19 protein-coding genes are annotated in these 16,128 nt (G+C 55.7%); 5 read left to right on the top strand and 14 right to left on the bottom strand.

Going from position 1 to position 16,128, the window contains the following annotated elements:
- Positions 1-123: 123 nt before the first annotated feature.
- The 7 genes from LDJ84_RS30330 to LDJ84_RS30305 all read right to left on the bottom strand — a co-directional run bounded on the left by LDJ84_RS30330 (position 124) and on the right by LDJ84_RS30305 (position 2,888).
- Positions 124-321 carry a hypothetical protein gene (locus tag LDJ84_RS30330; protein WP_024766031.1) on the bottom strand — a complete coding sequence of 66 codons (198 nt, stop codon included), beginning with the start codon at positions 319-321 and terminating at the stop codon, positions 124-126.
- A gap of 147 nt (positions 322-468) precedes the next feature.
- Entirely contained in the window at positions 469-597 is a 129-nt protein-coding gene (locus tag LDJ84_RS30760) for a hypothetical protein (RefSeq protein WP_263987037.1), read from the bottom strand.
- Positions 594-809, bottom strand: coding sequence for a hypothetical protein (locus LDJ84_RS30325; protein WP_024766032.1), 216 nt, complete (start codon positions 807-809; stop codon positions 594-596). The genes LDJ84_RS30760 and LDJ84_RS30325 overlap by 4 nt, the downstream gene beginning before the upstream one ends.
- Before the next feature lie 265 nt (positions 810-1,074).
- Complete coding sequence (locus LDJ84_RS30320; RefSeq protein WP_157837669.1) at positions 1,075-1,215, bottom strand: hypothetical protein; 141 nt, start codon at positions 1,213-1,215, stop codon at positions 1,075-1,077.
- Between the two features lie 349 nt (positions 1,216-1,564).
- Positions 1,565-1,810 carry a hypothetical protein gene (locus LDJ84_RS30315; protein ID WP_024766033.1) on the bottom strand — a complete coding sequence of 82 codons (246 nt, stop codon included), beginning with the start codon at positions 1,808-1,810 and terminating at the stop codon, positions 1,565-1,567.
- Positions 1,811-2,156: 346 nt separating this feature from the next.
- Complete coding sequence (locus LDJ84_RS30310; protein ID WP_226046658.1) at positions 2,157-2,489, bottom strand: hypothetical protein; 333 nt, start codon at positions 2,487-2,489, stop codon at positions 2,157-2,159.
- A 141-nt stretch (positions 2,490-2,630) separates the two neighbouring features.
- Entirely contained in the window at positions 2,631-2,888 is a 258-nt protein-coding gene (locus LDJ84_RS30305) for a hypothetical protein (protein WP_024766042.1), read from the bottom strand.
- Positions 2,889-3,099: 211 nt separating this feature from the next.
- Here LDJ84_RS30305 and LDJ84_RS30300 point away from each other — a divergent pair, with 211 nt between their 5' ends.
- A complete protein-coding gene (locus LDJ84_RS30300; protein ID WP_024766043.1) occupies positions 3,100-3,807 on the top strand; it encodes a hypothetical protein in 708 nt (235 codons plus the stop codon).
- Between the two features lie 42 nt (positions 3,808-3,849).
- On the opposite strand, the gene LDJ84_RS30295 is transcribed toward LDJ84_RS30300, so the two are convergent.
- The 3 genes from LDJ84_RS30295 to LDJ84_RS30285 are packed head-to-tail and all read right to left on the bottom strand — an operon-like array spanning position 3,850 to position 6,247.
- Positions 3,850-4,485 carry an SOS response-associated peptidase gene (locus tag LDJ84_RS30295; protein ID WP_024766044.1) on the bottom strand — a complete coding sequence of 212 codons (636 nt, stop codon included), beginning with the start codon at positions 4,483-4,485 and terminating at the stop codon, positions 3,850-3,852.
- 30 nt (positions 4,486-4,515) lie between these two features.
- Positions 4,516-5,799 (bottom strand): translesion error-prone DNA polymerase V subunit UmuC, encoded by a 1,284-nt coding sequence (umuC, locus tag LDJ84_RS30290; protein WP_024766045.1) that lies wholly within the window; start codon positions 5,797-5,799, stop codon positions 4,516-4,518.
- 7 nt (positions 5,800-5,806) lie between these two features.
- The gene (locus tag LDJ84_RS30285) at positions 5,807-6,247 is read right to left on the bottom strand and encodes a LexA family protein (RefSeq protein ID WP_024766046.1); all 441 of its coding nucleotides are present in this window, start codon (positions 6,245-6,247) and stop codon (positions 5,807-5,809) included.
- Positions 6,248-6,491: 244 nt separating this feature from the next.
- Between LDJ84_RS30285 and LDJ84_RS30280 the strand changes: the two genes are divergently transcribed.
- Together LDJ84_RS30280 and LDJ84_RS30755 are read left to right on the top strand one after the other, a co-directional pair.
- Positions 6,492-6,725, top strand: coding sequence for a hypothetical protein (locus tag LDJ84_RS30280; RefSeq protein ID WP_024766047.1), 234 nt, complete (start codon positions 6,492-6,494; stop codon positions 6,723-6,725).
- A gap of 19 nt (positions 6,726-6,744) precedes the next feature.
- On the top strand, positions 6,745-6,867 hold the full coding sequence (locus LDJ84_RS30755) for a hypothetical protein (RefSeq protein ID WP_263987036.1): 123 nt from the start codon (positions 6,745-6,747) through the stop codon (positions 6,865-6,867).
- Between the two features lie 605 nt (positions 6,868-7,472).
- Here the strand turns inward: LDJ84_RS30755 and LDJ84_RS30275 are convergent.
- The 3 genes from LDJ84_RS30275 to LDJ84_RS30265 form a co-directional block, all read right to left on the bottom strand.
- Entirely contained in the window at positions 7,473-10,637 is a 3,165-nt protein-coding gene (locus tag LDJ84_RS30275) for a CusA/CzcA family heavy metal efflux RND transporter (protein ID WP_024766048.1), read from the bottom strand.
- 12 nt (positions 10,638-10,649) lie between these two features.
- Positions 10,650-11,903, bottom strand: a complete 1,254-nt coding sequence (locus LDJ84_RS30270) for an efflux RND transporter periplasmic adaptor subunit (RefSeq protein WP_024766049.1) — start codon at positions 11,901-11,903, stop codon at positions 10,650-10,652.
- 195 nt (positions 11,904-12,098) lie between these two features.
- The gene (locus LDJ84_RS30265; protein ID WP_081754056.1) at positions 12,099-13,370 is read right to left on the bottom strand and encodes a TolC family protein; all 1,272 of its coding nucleotides are present in this window, start codon (positions 13,368-13,370) and stop codon (positions 12,099-12,101) included.
- A 274-nt stretch (positions 13,371-13,644) separates the two neighbouring features.
- Between LDJ84_RS30265 and LDJ84_RS30260 the strand changes: the two genes are divergently transcribed.
- Both LDJ84_RS30260 and LDJ84_RS30255 read left to right on the top strand, forming a co-directional pair.
- Positions 13,645-14,319: a heavy metal response regulator transcription factor gene (locus tag LDJ84_RS30260; RefSeq protein ID WP_024766051.1), complete on the top strand. Its 675-nt coding sequence runs from the start codon at positions 13,645-13,647 to the stop codon at positions 14,317-14,319.
- Positions 14,316-15,701, top strand: coding sequence for a heavy metal sensor histidine kinase (locus tag LDJ84_RS30255; RefSeq protein WP_081754057.1), 1,386 nt, complete (start codon positions 14,316-14,318; stop codon positions 15,699-15,701). The genes LDJ84_RS30260 and LDJ84_RS30255 overlap by 4 nt, the downstream gene beginning before the upstream one ends.
- A gap of 1 nt (position 15,702) precedes the next feature.
- Here LDJ84_RS30255 and LDJ84_RS30250 read toward each other — a convergent pair whose 3' ends face one another.
- The gene (locus LDJ84_RS30250) at positions 15,703-16,065 is read right to left on the bottom strand and encodes a DUF2790 domain-containing protein (RefSeq protein WP_226046656.1); all 363 of its coding nucleotides are present in this window, start codon (positions 16,063-16,065) and stop codon (positions 15,703-15,705) included.
- Positions 16,066-16,128: the final 63 nt, after the last annotated feature.

The raw sequence follows: 16,128 nt of genomic DNA, 5'->3' as shown, positions 1-16,128 counted from the left end.
GTGCTCGAGGTTGAAGTGCCTCGATGCTATGGAAGCTGGATAGAGCCGAAAGGCCTTTTCCAGTGAAGAATGTGCAGAAAAACGAAACCCCGGCCAGCACGTGCTGACCGGGGTCCGTAGGGGTTACGTCGGAACGTGGACAATCACCTCGTCGTCGGAGGAGATGAGCTTGTGAATCACTGCCCAGCGCTTGACGTAGCGGGGGTCGGGATTCCTGTCCTTGACGGTATCGGCGATCTTCGGTGGCACCAGAAAGCGCCTGCCGGAGTCGACCATCAACTCACCCAGTTCTCGACAGTAAATTGCGTTGGCTGCGGTCACGATTCGTACTCCTGGTAGGTGATCCCCGCAGCCCTCAGCGATGAGAGGGTTCCGGGGATCACCCACCAGGGGTGATCGCAGCGGAGCCTAGCCCGAAGGCTAGGCTCTAGGTTTTAGGTACCAGCCGCCAGAGGCGTCCAGGTAGGTTCATCCGTGGCGGTGAGCTTGACGCTCCTTCTTGTGCCGTTGAATGACGCGATCGAGCAGAAGCGCGGTCACACCCAACGTGACCGTGAACGAAACGACCGCAATCACACCAATGCCAAGAGGACTCATTCGCCTTCTCCTTTCAGATCTTCCAGTACAGCCATGATGAGACTGACTACCAGGCAGATAAATCCTACCACAAGTAGCCAAGCTCCCCACTCGAGGTTGTCGACTCGTTCGTCCGGCGGCAAGCCAAGCAGCAGCAAACCAGGCACGATAAAGCCGGCACCCATGGCTAGAAAGAAGTTGATGAACCAATCTTTCAATTTCGTTTTTTTCATTTACTACCTCTCAATCAATGCGCAGAGGTAGCCCTTGCGGGAGGCTCCCGCACAGGGTTAATTATTTCCAACTCTGACCCATTGGGCTGAGTTACTACGCTTACAGCGAATCCAGTTCCTTCTGCATAAATCGCATGCGGAAGTTTTCTGTCGAGTGCAAGGCTTTCAGCCTTACGGACAGCTGCAAGGGAATCGTCGAAGTGCATTATTGCCACCCACGTAGAGTGAGAGGCTTCCCGTGAGGGGGAGCCCCTCAGGGTTTTATTCAGAACGTAATGTTCTGGCGAGCCTTTACCAGACTTGCTGTTTGAGACTGTTTGGCAGTCTCGAGAGTTCGGTCGAACAGGCCACAACCAACATGGATGCCACCAACGGTCAGTGCGACAATAACGGCCAGAGTTTTCATTTGTGTATCTCCATTTGCAAACAGCAGACGGAGATACCCCATGCGGGATTTCTCCCGCTGTGGGTTTGTGAAAGCATCTATCCGGAAATCCAGAATCAATGCTTTGTTTTTAAGCCAGTTTTAAAGCCTGGCTCCGCTTTCCATCCGCACATAGATGCTTCAGGAGTTGCCCAACCACATAGGTGGTATAGGCGCTTGGCGAGTGCAGCACTGCACATCGCAAAGTTTTGGTGCCCCATGGGGCTATTCGTAATTCAACCTTTGGTTGCTTGATGGAGATGATACCAAACTGCTCCATCTGAACAAGGTATGAAAATAAGAAAAGGCGCCTACAGACGCCCTTTTTTATTTACGCACCTTGCGGAGAAAATACCCGCTGGCCTCTTTTGTGCCGGAATCGGTCTACGACCACTTCCATTTCACTTTCCAATATCACCGGTTGTTTAAAGCCTTCACCCTTAACGTGCTGCAACATCAGCACGCCCCCAGACTCCAACTCCCATAAATGGACTTTGGTGTCGCCACGGGAGGCCCAGGCCTTTCTCTTCACGGTGGTACCGGCAGTCATCTGCGCTGCAGCGAGGATTGGATTCATGCTGCTCACTCCGAGTTGACGGAGCGGCCCCCCATACGGAGTGACGCCCCGTATGGGTTGTGCATGTCGCCGGCTACGCCGGCGGTCCTGCTGTTGCTATTGCTTGCAGTAGCTGTTGATTGCAGTCGTTTTCTGGGAAGCCCAGGCAAGTGCCTGCGCGCGGCGCTCTATCGTCATGTAGCGCCAGCTGGTGTCCACTGCATCCTGGAAGAAGCCGTAGGCGTCGATCCATTCCCAGTAGATGCCAGCGTGATCTACACGGCCGAGATCGTGAGCTCGCGGGCGCAGGAGTGAGAACACCTGACTGAGGTTGTTCCCGACCAACGCTGCGCGTACCAAGCTCAGTTCACCCTGGCCCAAGACTGCGGAGCAGACCTTGTCCAGCAACACCAAGGGCACGCGGACCACTTGCCTTGACCAGCATGGTCAGCGCCACGAACCACAGACCAATTAACACGAGGTGCTTGGCGTCCTTGATGCCCGGCGCCAGGTAGGTGGCTGCAACCACAACCAACGTGGCCACAATGATCAACCACGCATGCTGGCGGCGCGTAAGCTTGCCCAGGCCCTCGCCCTTGTGCTTGAAACGAAGAATGGCCCAGCTATGCCAGGCCAAGGTGGCGAGGCAATCCAGAAGTGAACTTCTGCTGGAAGTTGGATCAACGGGTAGCTTCTGCACTCAGCATCTCCAGTTAGCGATTCTGGATATGCTCGCAGTGGCATCGACGTCGAGAAGCTTTTTTCAGGCGGGATTCTGGTTATAAAACTTCAGCGGCCTCCAGATGATGCACCCGCACCGAAAGGTGCGGGTGTCCAGTCGCTACCGCTTGCTCACCACCTTGAGCTCCGCATCGGAAAGCTGCTCACGGTGTAGGTAGCGCCCGGGCACAGGGGGCACAGTTGTGATTCCTTTGCCATCGCTGAGTCCAGGGGCGATCAGCCCAATGACTTCGTCCTTCTCTCCCGCCGTAACTACTGCCCAACACACCAGTTGGTAAACGACCGGGGCACCGCCCACTTGGGCCGACGCATGAACGAAATACCAATCTTGGGCGGGGATGATTTGCTTGTAGATCACACGACACTCCTCAAACAGGCGGCGCCAAATGGCTGCCGGCACAATAGATATCGCACCTTCGAGCTATACGTTAAATACCCCAGTTGACTTTGCCGACGCAAATGTTTCAACTCATAGGGCTTCAACGACAGCCACCATAGACCGAGCGAAACCATCAACTATTCACCTGAATGAGAATCGAACTATACTTCAAAGGAGCAACTGCAGAATTATGGAAAAGATCGATTTTGAACGTAGCATTTTGGAAATAGCAAGACCGGCTCTCAAAATAATTTACGGTAATTTCGAGGATGACCTATCGCAAACCGATAAACCCGATGCTGCCATTCTATTAGATAAAAATAATGGAGCAGGCAAGAAACTCAGAATCGGCATAGAAATCACCACTGTTGACAAAGGTAAAGACCTTCAGTATTTCAATGATGAGAAGCACGGCAAAGACTTAGTTCAAGAAGATCTTCTGAAGTGCATAGAGTCAAATACTCCCAGTTCTCGCCCTACAAAAAGAGCCGATATTACTATAGAGAAAGAATACATTTTTGAAGGTGTGAAGAAGAAGTCTGCGCGCTTTAAAGAGTATGAGAAAGAAGGCGAGTTCGACGAGATCATTCTTTTATGCTTTAGCGATTACATCGATCTTCGGAATCCAGAAGTAAATCCTGGACTACTACTCTGGACCGATTACCTCCTTAGCTCCGAGTCCTTCCCCTTCGAAAGGGTAATATTTGTGAGCACTCTTACCAGAGCAAGCGTTATGATTTACAACAAGTCAGAACCGTTAGCTAAACGTCCTAGTGAAGATGCGTTCTGCTCCTACACAACAACGCCCAGTATGGGCGGTTTTATTCCCATGGGTGAACACAACATCTCTGGAATCTTAAACGCTGATCCGCTGATCCCGCCTAAGTCCAAGAAATAAGCGCGAAATACTCTGAACTTGAGAGGCCGTACTGTACGGTCTCTACCTTTCGACTGGTTTCATCTGACTGGCAGGATATTGACGAAAAAACTCCATGCTTCCTTCCACCGACGCTTGCAACCAATCCTTGTACGCTCCCTTTGGCAGAATCACCACCATGCGCTTCTCCTGCCCGGGACGATGGAAATTCCGCATCAGAGAATGCTGATCCGCATTGATCGTGATCATCGTGAAACTATGCACGGTGCCGGCGTCCGGCGATTTCCATCGCTCCCATAGGCCTGCGATCCCCATGAGTTCGCCGTCGGCACGGCAGATCCTGGTGGCTACGGCCTTCCCGCTCCTCCAGTCCGGTTCGTAGATGGCGCGAGCAGGAATGATGCAGTGCTGTGCCCGGCGCCAGGCGCTCCTGAATGAGGGTTTCTCAGCGATCGTTTCGCTACGGGCGTTGAAGGTGTTGCGTGTCAGCTTCATGTCCTTCGCCCAGGGCGGCAGCAGCCCAAACACTCCCATCTCGGCTTCGAAGGAAACGCCCTCCTCCGCCGCTTCTGGAGACGCCAGGCGTAGGAACGGCGCGCTGTACCCAGGGAAAATATCCTGCTGGGCATAATCCCCCATGTCGACGCCGAACGCTGCAGCAAGCTCAGCTGCTGTCGGGGACTCAAAACGGCTACACATCCTGACCTCCAAGGCCTGCAGGCCAGATTATTAGGCGGATCTCGCTGGCTGACACGACACCTTCGCCAAACCCTGCCAACTGGTGGTGTACGCCGGCGTCAGCAACTCTCGCTTCATTGACCAGGCACCGACCGGCCGCTCACGGGCAAAGCGCACGGTACCGCGTCCTTCCCGCAGATTGATTGCATCCATCACCGCCATCAGCCGTTCGCTGTTGGGTCGTGGCCGAGGGGCGAAAAGATCGCCTGTGATTGTGCCGCGCTCCGCGAACTGGGAAAGGATCACACCAGCCTTGGCGTAAGCGTAGCCTGGGCGGTACAGCGCCTTAAGACCCGTCAGAGCGGCCCGAAGCAGGTCGCGCGTGTCATCTGCAGGATACGGCATGGCCAGGATACGAGACCCACTGTACTGCTCGCCGGCAGAGAACGGACTGGTCTTAGCAAAGACCTGAATGCAGTTGGCCAGGCTGCCTTGGCTTCGAAGCTTGCCGGCAGCGGTGCTCACGAAACCAGCAACCGCCTCCTGCAGATCCTCCAACGCGTGCACCTTGTTCCCGAAGGAACGGCTCGAGATGATCATCTGCTTTCGCTCAGGGCCGGCATCCTGGAACGGAAAGCAGGCAGTGCCGAGCAGCTCACGCGCTGTCCGCTCCACGTTTACGTTGAAGTGACGCCGCAAGTGCTTGGGATCGGCGCTCGCCAGCTGCCAGGCGGTGTCAATCTTGAGGTCCTCGGCGAGTCGTTTCGACAGTCGCGGGCCAATCCCCCAAACCTCTCCCGCCGGCGCGTATCGAAGAAGCTTCTCCTGCCGCCCAGGGTCCCGAAGGTCAACGACGCAACCGGTACGGGATTTCCAGCGCTTAGCAGCCCAGTTGGCCAACTTCGCCAATGTTTTTGTCGGCCCGATCCCTACACCAACGGGAAGGCCCACGCTGCGCAATATCTGCTGCTGAATCATCCGGGACCAGCCCTCCGGATCGCTCACACCCGCGAGATCCACAAAGGCCTCGTCGATGCTGTAGACGAAAACTCTGGGGGCCTGTTCCTGCAAGATGGCCATCACACGATTACTCAAGCTCTGGTAGAGCTCGTAGTTCGAGGAGAAAACCGTCACCTCGCCGCGGCGCACGAGCTCACGCAGCTCAAACACTGGCGTACCCATCTTGATGCCTAAACGTTTGGCTTCGTCGTTCCTGCTGACCACACAGCCGTCGTTGTTGGAGGCCGCAACCGCTGCCCGTCCTCGTAACCACGGCTGGAAGAGCAACTCACAGCTGACGTAGAACGCGTTGGCATCAATCAGTGCAATGGTCATGGCGCCGTTACCGCTGCAGGAGGCCGTGGAGAACCCAGCAGCAGACTCCCCACACCTCCAACACCTCACCATCCCCCAGCCGCAGCGGCCGGTACGCCGGGTTAGCCGGCGCGAGCATGATCTTGCCTTCGGGATCCCGAACGAGCGTCTTCACAACAAACTCGGCGCCGACTACCGCCACCACCACGTCCCCTGGTTGGGCTTCTCGCGCTTTATCGACGACCAGGACATCGCCATCAAAAATTCCAATCTCCCGCATCGAATCGCCCCAGGCGCGCAGAAGAAAAATCGACGACGTCGGCCGAATACCCACGAGATCATCGAGGGAAAGATCCGGAGTCTGGTAGTCCGCTGCCGGCGATGGGAAGCCGCAACTCGCCTGGCCGCACAAAGGCAGCTTGCGGGGAGAAGCGCTGGGGCTTACGGAAGCAACGAGCGAAAGGGGCATGGGATCACCAACACTGTACATATAACCAGTATAGGGCCGTCCCCCCGATGAGGTGAAGATCGCCTCCGACCGACAGCCATTGCAGCGCTCCGCCTGCCGGCAAATTCCAGCAGAAATAATCTCCTGCATTCGCTGCCCATGGCCCAGCCGCAGAACGCTTTCTTGCCACGAGACGGCAGAAAAGAACGCTTGGGATCTTTCTCAGACCTGCAAGGTTGATCTCATCCAATCGCCGAGCAGTCCCATGCAAAAAACCAATCTCTCGTTCCTCCGCGGCGCAGCTGCAGAGTTAAAGCACCTGGTCCAGGACGCAATCAGCCAGGGCTGGGCAGCCAGCCGCACCTCTGGCGGCCACATCAAGCTTTCCAAAGCCCGCCGGCGGTCGGTGTTCGTGTCCTGCACCGGCAGCGACCAGCGCGGTTTGAAGAACGCTCGAGCAGATATTCGCCGGGCGGACGCCTGCCCTGCTGTCGCCTAACCCCAACCAAGGAAAAGACATGCCAATTCGCCACGCCATCGTCCACCTGATCGACAAGAAGCCCGACGGTAATCCTGCACAGCTGCATGCTCGCGACGCCGAACTGGGCGACTCGCAGGCCATGGAGAACGACCTCCGCTAGAGCTAAAACGTTAAGTTGGACAAAGGTGGGAGAAGTTCCAGGGCGAATTCGGGGCGTATCCGTTCAGCGCATCGCTCCGCGCGCACCAGGATGGAGGCAAGGTTTTCGCCACCTACTCCAGGTAGGTACTGGCGCACCTGAAGACGCTGATTACCACTCTTCAGGCGATCACGTACATTTTGCCATCACCGGCCGGGCATGACCGACTAACTGTCCAACACTCAACTGCGCCCTAGTGAGGGCGTAACAGTGAATAAGTCGCTGGAAGTCACACCGGTGCACCACCTGGCCAAAACCAGCCCTAGGCATTCAGCGTGTAGTGAAAAGCGAGAACATGCCCGAGGCGAGAAGACCCGCGCTGATTGACTACACCTCTTACCTGGCCAATATCAGCGAGCTGATGTCCCTGCGACGCACTATCAACAGGTGCTTGGCGCCCTCAAAGACTCAATCCACAACAAGAACTACAACCTATCTTCGGAGTTTACAACGGAGCAGCTACCCTTAAGCCGTTCCACCGATTTACCAACTAGGATGAGACGCAGTAGATCCGTCAAAAAAAGGCAGCACCTACAGGTGCCGCCTTCTTTAGTAGCATGCCACGATCAGTGCGTAGCCACTGATGCCTCACTAGGCTCTGCGTCCTCGTCCTTACGGTGCATCCATCGATACAGCGCCGGTAAGACCAGCAACGTCAGAGTGGTCGAGGACAGGATGCCTCCAATCACCACCGTCGCCAGAGGCCGCTGAACCTCCGCGCCCGTGCCGGTAGCCAGGGCCATAGGCACGAAGCCCAGCGATGCTACCAGAGCGGTCATCAGAACTGGACGCAATCGGGTCAACGCACCCTCACGGATCGCTGTATCGAGGCTACGACCCTCTTCCCGCAGACTACGGATGAACGAGATCATCACCAAGCCGTTGAGCACCGCCACACCCGAAAGCGCGATGAACCCAACGCCCGCAGAGATCGATAGCGGAATATCTCGTAGCCAAAGCGCCACTACGCCACCGGTCAGCGCAAAAGGAATACCGGTGAACACCAACAGTCCGTCGCGGACGTTATTGAACATCATGATCAACAAGGTGAACACCAGAAGAAGCGCTACCGGAACCACAATTTGCAGGCGTTGCGCGGCAGATTGCAGTTGCTCGAACTGGCCACCCCAAGTCGTCCAATATCCGGGCTGGAGCTTCACCTTCTGCTCAATACTCTGGCTAGCTTCGGAAACGAAAGAGCCAATATCCCGTCCCCGCACGTTAGCACTCACCACAACCAGACGCTTTCCGTTTTCACGGCTAACTTGGTTCGGTCCTTGAACCAGATCGAGTCGGGCAACCTCACCTAAGGTGATAAATCCGATGCGGGCCTCTGTGCTGGTTGCAGGCACTGGAATTAACATACGTGACAAAGCATCGATATCGCTGCGCAGGCGCTCTGGAAGCCGCACGATCATGTCGAAGCGGCGGTCACCTTCGAACAAAGTACCGGCCTCACGTCCGCCAATAGCCACTGCAACGGTGTCTTGGATATCTCCAACATTCAATCCATAACGCGCGGCACGCTGGCGGTCGATATTCACCGTCAACACTGGCAAACCACTGGTCTGCTCAACCTTCACTTCTGAAGATCCCTGCACTTGGCGAAGCACACCGGCAATCTGCTCAGCAGTATTGTTCAGGACCGCCATGTCGTCACCAAAGACCTTTACCGCCACGTCGCTACGTACGCCGGAAATGAGCTCGTTGAAGCGAAGTTGGATCGGCTGCGATAGTTCGTAGGCGCTTCCTGGTACACCATTGGCAGCCTCCTGGATCTCCGCTTCAAGTTCCGCCCGGGACTTCTTCGGGTCCGGCCACTGATCTTTAGGCTTGAGCATCACATAAGCATCAGAAATGTTCGGTGGCATCGGATCCGATGCAATTTCCGCGGTACCGGTGCGGCTAAACATGCGCTCCACCTCGGGTACTTTGGCCAAGATCTGGCGCTCCAGGCTCTCCTGCATTGACACCGACAACGACAGACTTGTGCCGGGTGTACGCAGCGACTGAAGAGCGAAATCGCCTTCGCCCAGACTTGGTACGAATTCACTGCCCATGCGACTGGCGAGCACCCCGGAAAGCACCACCAGTACGGCGGCGACAGCGAAGACTAGTCCACGGCGCGCCATCACCCAGTCCAGCACAGGCTCGTAGGCGCGGCGCGCGCTGCGCATCAGCAGGTTTTCCTCTTCCTTCACCTTTCCGGTGATGAAAAGCGCGATGGCCGCCGGGACAAAGGTCACCGAGAGGATCATCGCCCCCAGCAGCGCCAGCACCACGGTGAAGGCCATGGGATGGAACATTTTTCCCTCGACGCCGGTGAGGGCGAAGATCGGCAGGTACACCACCATGATGATCAGTTGCCCATAGATCAGCGCGCGCCGCGCTTCCTTCGACGCGGCGAAGACCTCGTGAAGGCGTTCGCTGCGGGTGAGCATTCGACCATGATGCTGCTGAGCATGAGCCAGGCGGCGGATAGCGTTCTCGACGATCACCACCGCACCGTCGACGATGATGCCGAAGTCCAGTGCACCGAGACTCATCAGGTTGGCGCTGATGCGGTTGCTAAACATGCCCGTGAAAGTGAACAGCATCGCCAGCGGGATCACCATGGCGGTGATCAGCGCCGCACGGATGTTGCCCAGGAAAAGGAATAGCACTGCGATTACGAGGATCGCACCCTCTGTTAGATTGCGCTTGACCGTAGCAATAGCTTTGTCCACCAGCTTTGTGCGGTCATAGACAGTCACCGCTTTCACCCCAGCAGGCAGGGTACGGTTGATTTCCTCCAACTTGGCTGCGGCAGCCTTGGCGACCGTTCGGCTATTCTCGCCGATCAGCATGAATACCGTACCCAGAACGACTTCTCGACCGTTCTCCGTCGCCGCACCTGTGCGCAGTTCTTTACCCAAATCGACTTCTGCAATGTCGCGCATGCGAATCGGCGTGCCATCGACGTTAGCGACAACGATATTAGCTATGTCATCTAGATTCTTAACCTGGCCTGGCGCACGCACCAGCAACTGCTCGCCGCTACGTTCGATATAACCCGCACCGACGTTCGCGTTATTGCGTTCGAGGGCAGTGATTATGTCGGCGAACGTCAAGCCATAGGCTGCCAATCGGCGAGTATCCGGAGCAACCTGGAACTGCTTGGAGAAGCCGCCGATGGTGTTTACCTCGGCGACACCAGGCACGTTGCGCAATTGCGGTTTGACAACCCAGTCCTGGATCACCCGAAGATCAGTTGGGGTATAGGGAGTACCGTCTTCTTTCCTGGCGCTATCTTCAGCCTCAATCGTCCAGAGAAAGATCTCTCCCAGCCCGGTTGATATTGGCCCCATGGCTGATTCAACACCCTCAGGCAACTGTTCACGAGCTTGCTGTAGGCGCTCGTTGACCAGTTGTCGGGCGAAGAACAAATCGGTTCCATCCTTGAAGATAACTGTCACCTGAGACAGTCCCGAACGCGAGATCGAGCGAGTCTGCTGCAGGTCAGGCAAGCCGGCCATTGCCGTCTCTACCGGGAATGTCACGCGTTGCTCAGTTTCAAGCGGCGAAAAGCCAGGAGCAGAGGTATTGATCTGCACCTGAACGTTTGTAATGTCAGGGACCGCGTCAATCGGCAACTTTTGATAGCTGGCCACTCCGAGGGCAGCCATGCCAAAAACCGCAAGCAACACTAGATAGCGCTGCTCGATGGCGAATCGAATTATGCGTTCGAACATGTCAGCGCCTTATCAATGAGCGTGAGACGCTGAGCTCTTGCCCAGCTCCGACTTGAGAATGAAGCTGCCGTCACTGGCAACCTGATCACCCACCGCCAGACCTTCGAGGACCTCAACTTGACCGTCGTTGCGCAAGCCGAGGGTAACCGCACGTGCCTCAAAGCCTTCTGCGTTACGAACAAAAACGCTGGCCTTATCCTCCACTGTTTGAACTGCTTGTTCAGGGATCGCCACCGCTACTTGGCGGGCCTGAGCGCTGACTCGGACATTCACAAAAAGCCCTGGACGCCACGCGCCATCGGGATTGTTCAATGTGACGCGAGCAACGGCGCTACGAGTCTGCTCGCCGAGTAAATTGCCAACGTAAGCCACCTTCCCTTCCACTTGCATGCCTAGATCAGGCGCTTCAATGCGCGCAGGTTTCCCGACTTGGATTCGGGATAGATCTTGCGGTGCAACGCTGAAAGTAGCCCAGACTCTGGCGAGATCGGACAGGGTGAATGCGGCCGTTGTTTCACTGACCACCTCACCGGGCACGAGATGCTTCTCGACAACCACTCCGTCAAAGGGCGCGCGTAGTTCGTAGCGATTACCACCTCCACTGGCAGACACGCCGCTGAGTGCATTGGTTTTCTGCTTTGCATTTGCCAGAGCAATCTGCGCCTCCTCAAGCACCTGACGCGCCTGGAGGTAATCCTGCTCTGCAGAAATCTTCTCTCGCCACAACTCACGCTCACGCGCGAAAGTAGTGTTAGCCAAGGCCACTCGTCGTTGGGCTGCTGCCAGTTCACTGCGTAGTTCGGAGATTTGCTGGCTAGAGATGATCGCCAGCAAATCTCCCTTTTTCACGCTCTGCCCAAGATCAACCGATACCGACTCCACGACGCCCTGTGTGCGTGGCACGATATGCGCGGTGCGATCCTGATCGAAGCCGATCTCGCCAGGCAGGCTGACGGCCTCGGCTAAGGCTCGAGGACCGGCAGCCACCACTTTGATACCAGCAGCGCTGATCTGTTCTGCACTCAGATGCAGCCCCTCTTCTTCCCCGCCCTCCTCCTCTTTGGCGTTGTGATGCTCACCGTCAGCATGACCTTTCGCTTCGGCGTGGGCAGGCGCGTCGGTTTTACCGTGATGCTCATTATCGGCATGAGCTGCGTCGTCCATATGCGTACCAGGCTTGTCTCCCCCACCCAACAATGTGAAGGCGCTGGTGCCCAGGACGGATGCCAGAACAACGGCCCCTACTATGTGGACTCTCTTGACCATGAGGACTCCGGAATGAGCCCGACCGCGCGAGTAAGGCGTCAGACGTCGGGACTAGAAAATAATTGATGCAGATCCTGAAAGAGGTCGTGGACGCACCAGTGCGCCAGCCCCAAATCCCGGACGAAGTTCGGGGCTGATGCAGATGCTGGTATTACCAACAGCGCCAACCCCACCAAAATGTGAGCCCGCAGGCCCTTAACGCGCCGTCGAGTTGACATCACCGTAAACCCGCTCGATACGTCCCCAGGCGTCGCTGACCTGGGCCAGCGCTTGAAGGTACTGATCGCGAGCAGTGATCAACGTACGCTGAGCATCGAGTACTTCCAGGAATCCGAACTTACCCATCTCAAAGCCACGAGTTGCGCTTTCAACAGCTGTTTGCGCAGTCGGGAGGATCGTCTGGCGAAATGCATTGACTTCCATCTGGGCCGTGCCCCATTGCTGAAGCGCTTGCTGAGTTTCTTGGCGCAGTCGTAGTTCAGTGGCATTACGGAGGTCACGGGCCTGATCAGCGCGACGGGATTCCGCGAGAATGTTGCCTTGGTTACGATCAAACAGCGGCAGCGGCAGACTCACACCTACTACGGCGATCCGATCTCGAGTACCTTGCTCAACAGCCTCTTGGGTGCCGACAGTTACATCTAGGTCTGGGATCCGTTGGGTACGAGCCAGGCGAAGAGCTGCCTCACTCTGATCAATGCGACTCTGCGCGAGGCGTAACGAAGCGCTATCGCCAATCCGGCCAAGCAACGCAGTGTCAGAAGGCAACTCAGGCAGGGACTTGCCGGTTTCGCTGAGCACACTTGTGAAGTCCGGACGCGGAAGGCCCATGAGCACGGCAAGGTTTTGGTAAGCATCTGCTCGATCACGTGCAGCCCGCTCCTGCTCCAGTTTCACTTCCGCAAGTTGCACCTGTGCACGGTTAGCCTCCAAGGGGGGGGCCTTTCCCGCATGCACACGACCTTGTGCTGCTTTCACCCCTCGCTCAGCCAATTCGACCGACTGCAGAGCAAGGCGCTCACGCTCTTGCGCACGCAACGCGGAGTAGAAACCGGCAATAACATCGCCACGGAGTGCGTTGCGTTGCTCTTCGACACTCAGAGCCGCCACGTCCTGTCCCCGCTCGGCCAACTCAACTCGTGCACCGCGCTTACCACCCAGTTCGAATGGCTGCGTCAGCCCAATTGTGGTGGTTCGGTTACGTGACTCAGTGCCCTCCTGTTGCCAAGACAGAGTGGGGTTGCGCAGCAGACCCGCCTGTTGGCGGAGTCCTTGAGCGATACCAATTTCTCGGGATCCTGCGGTATACGTCGGATTGCTGGAAACAGCGGCTTGCATCGCTTCTTCAATACCCAGCTCACGCGCTACTGCGCTAGTAGAGAGCCCCCAGACCAACACAACACTAATTGCCCATCGCCCTCGACTCCCGCTACGGACAACCTCCCCGAAAAGACTCGCACGCACCATAGATCTCACCCACTGGCTCAAGATTCGACGGCTCTGCCGCCATTTGCTGCGCCAATCTAAAGGGGAGCCACTAGCGACAAGGTGACTGTCGAATTACAAAGATGTAATTGAAGAGCCCGGACCAGAGCGAACTACGGCGTGTTCTTCGCGAAATGACAGGACACAACCTCCATCCCCGGGCAGTCTTGACCCCGTAGTAACTACAGCCTTTAGACTGATCTGCCTGTCCCCTGATGGGGCGTACTGCTGCATCAACCAGAGCGGAAGCTAAGAGATGAAAATTCTTCTAGTCGAAGATGAACTCAAGACTGCTGAGTACCTACGCCAAGGCCTGAGCGAGAGCGGCTACGTTGTAGATCATGCCAACAATGGGCTGGACGGGCTGCACCTAGCACAGCATTTCCCTTACGACCTGGTAGTGCTGGATGTGAACCTGCCAAAGATGGATGGCTGGGAGATGCTGACTCGCTTGCGCAGCAAGTCAGATATTCGAGTCATGATGCTTACAGCACGTGGTCGCCTGAATGAGAGAGTCAAAGGGTTGGACCTAGGGGCCGACGACTACCTAGTCAAACCATTTGAGTTTCCTGAACTACTGGCTCGCATACGTTCTCTACATCGGCGTGGCGAGCGACCCCAAGCTTCCCAGGTAATTGAGGTGGCCGACCTCGAGCTTGATCCTGGGAGACATCGCGCGTTTAGAAATGGGCAGAGGGTTGATTTGACCAGCAAGGAATTTACCCTGCTGCAACTACTGATGAGCCGAAGCGGCGAGGTTTTATCGCGAACCCAGATCATCTCGCTGGTATGGGATATGAATTTCGATTGTGACACCAATGTGGTAGATGTAACCATTCGGCGACTACGCGCAAAAGTTGACGACCCATTTCCCACTAAGCTTATACATACCTTGAGAGGAGTAGGCTACGTATTGGAGTCACGCGATTGAAACCAGCAAGCCTCTCCCTACGAATTGGGTTAGGAGTCGGGCTACTAGGCTCGGTTCTACTGATTCTGCTAATAATTTTTACATACTTCGTTCTCGAGCATCAGCTCGACATCAGAGCCCGTCTTTCTCTCGATAGCAAAATGGATCAGATCCGTCACCGGCTTAGCGAGGACATGGGACCGGGTGTACTGCCTGAAGGAAGCCATGCGCTCAGAGACCTGATAATTGGCCATGATTATCTCAGCCTAGCACTCTTGCCAGCAGAGCCTGGTCAACCACCACTGATGGAGACAGAGTCCTTCGTTGATTGGCAGGCCCTTGATCAGTTGGACTTCAACAGCGGGAGCCCAGAATGGACAGCGAGCAATGGGCATAATTTACTCACCACCAGAAAAATAATCGAACTTAAGAATGGCGAATCCGTACGCGCCTACCTAACGCTGGACCGCCATGCTGACGCAGCCTTGCTCGGTGCGTTCCTAAGATCTTCGTTGGTTGCGTCGCCTTTCTTGTTAGTGCTCATCGCCTTGGGCGCACGACTAGCTGCGCAGCGAGGCCTGCAGCCACTAAGACGATTTGGTAAGGTCGCCTCTCTAGTTTCCACGGATGACATGAGCCATCGCATCCCAGTCAAACGCTTACCCGATGAACTCAAAGACGCCGCGAATGCCCTCAACACAATGCTTGGCCGCCTAGACGAAGGGGTCAGCCAACTTACACAATTCTCTGATGACCTATCTCACGAATTACGGTCTCCAATAAATAATATATTGGGTAAAACGCAGGTCGCCCTCTCGCGCCCTCGAGATGCCAAAGCTTATCAAAGCGTGCTGGAATCTAATGTTGAAGAGTTGGAGCGAGTCGCCCGCATTGTTAGTGAAATGCTTTTCCTCGCCCAAGTCAGCCATCCGAAGGTACTCTTGCCTACTGATTCAGTGCAGTTACGCTTGGAGGCTGAAAAAGTAATCGAGCTTTTCGAGATTAGCGCCGAAGAAAAAGACTTAAAGATAAGAGTAACTGGAAAAGGGAATATTACAGGCGATCGACTTATGATTCAGAGAGCAATATCAAACCTTATTTCCAACGCTATACGTCACGCCCCGAAGAGTAGCATTGTAAGTATTGATATTCGAGAAGATGAGTCAGGCGTGGCTTTGGCGGTAGAGAACCCGGGCCCCGGCATTAGTGCGGAACACCTTGTACATTTATTCGAACGCTTTTACAGAGTAGATCAGAGTCGAGCCCGGTCAGCTGGAGGAACCGGGCTCGGCCTAGCTATCGTTAAGACCATCATGGATCTGCATGAGGGAACGGCCACAGTCCACAGTTCAGAGATAGGTCCCACTACATTCCAACTCCGCTTCCCTCGAATCGCGCCCTAATTCAGCGGGTGGCCCGACAAGCAAAGCGCTCCTGGCGATATTCAACGAGTTGCTCGTCGCCGAAGGAATCCTTGTAGCGCATCTGCACTGGCACCACCCCGCATTCACGGCTCATCGGTGTAACTGAAATTACTTCGGCGATATCAAGGTCCATGTCGTAGGTATACTTTTTTGCCTGCGCTATCTCAGCCGAGGTGGGTTGACGCGCCATCATGGCATTCTGACGCGCCTCCTGCATACGAGAGAAGGTGATGTCGCCGCCACCATCAGCAGCGGCGAGCGAAGAAACACCAAGCAGAATGGTAAAAAGAAATGGCTTCTGAATTCTCATTGGGAACGCCTCGGTGAAGTCTGTTCTGTGCATTAACTCCACCTTACGACCTGCTTCCTAACAACAGTCTGAGCGGTTCATGACGATTCAGTAATG

This window comes from Pseudomonas sp. HS-18, assembly GCF_020401845.1.
GTDB lineage: Bacteria > Pseudomonadota > Gammaproteobacteria > Pseudomonadales > Pseudomonadaceae > Pseudomonas > Pseudomonas nitroreducens.
Note: the sequence above shows the minus strand (reverse complement) of the source record. Positions and strands in the feature narration are given on the sequence as shown.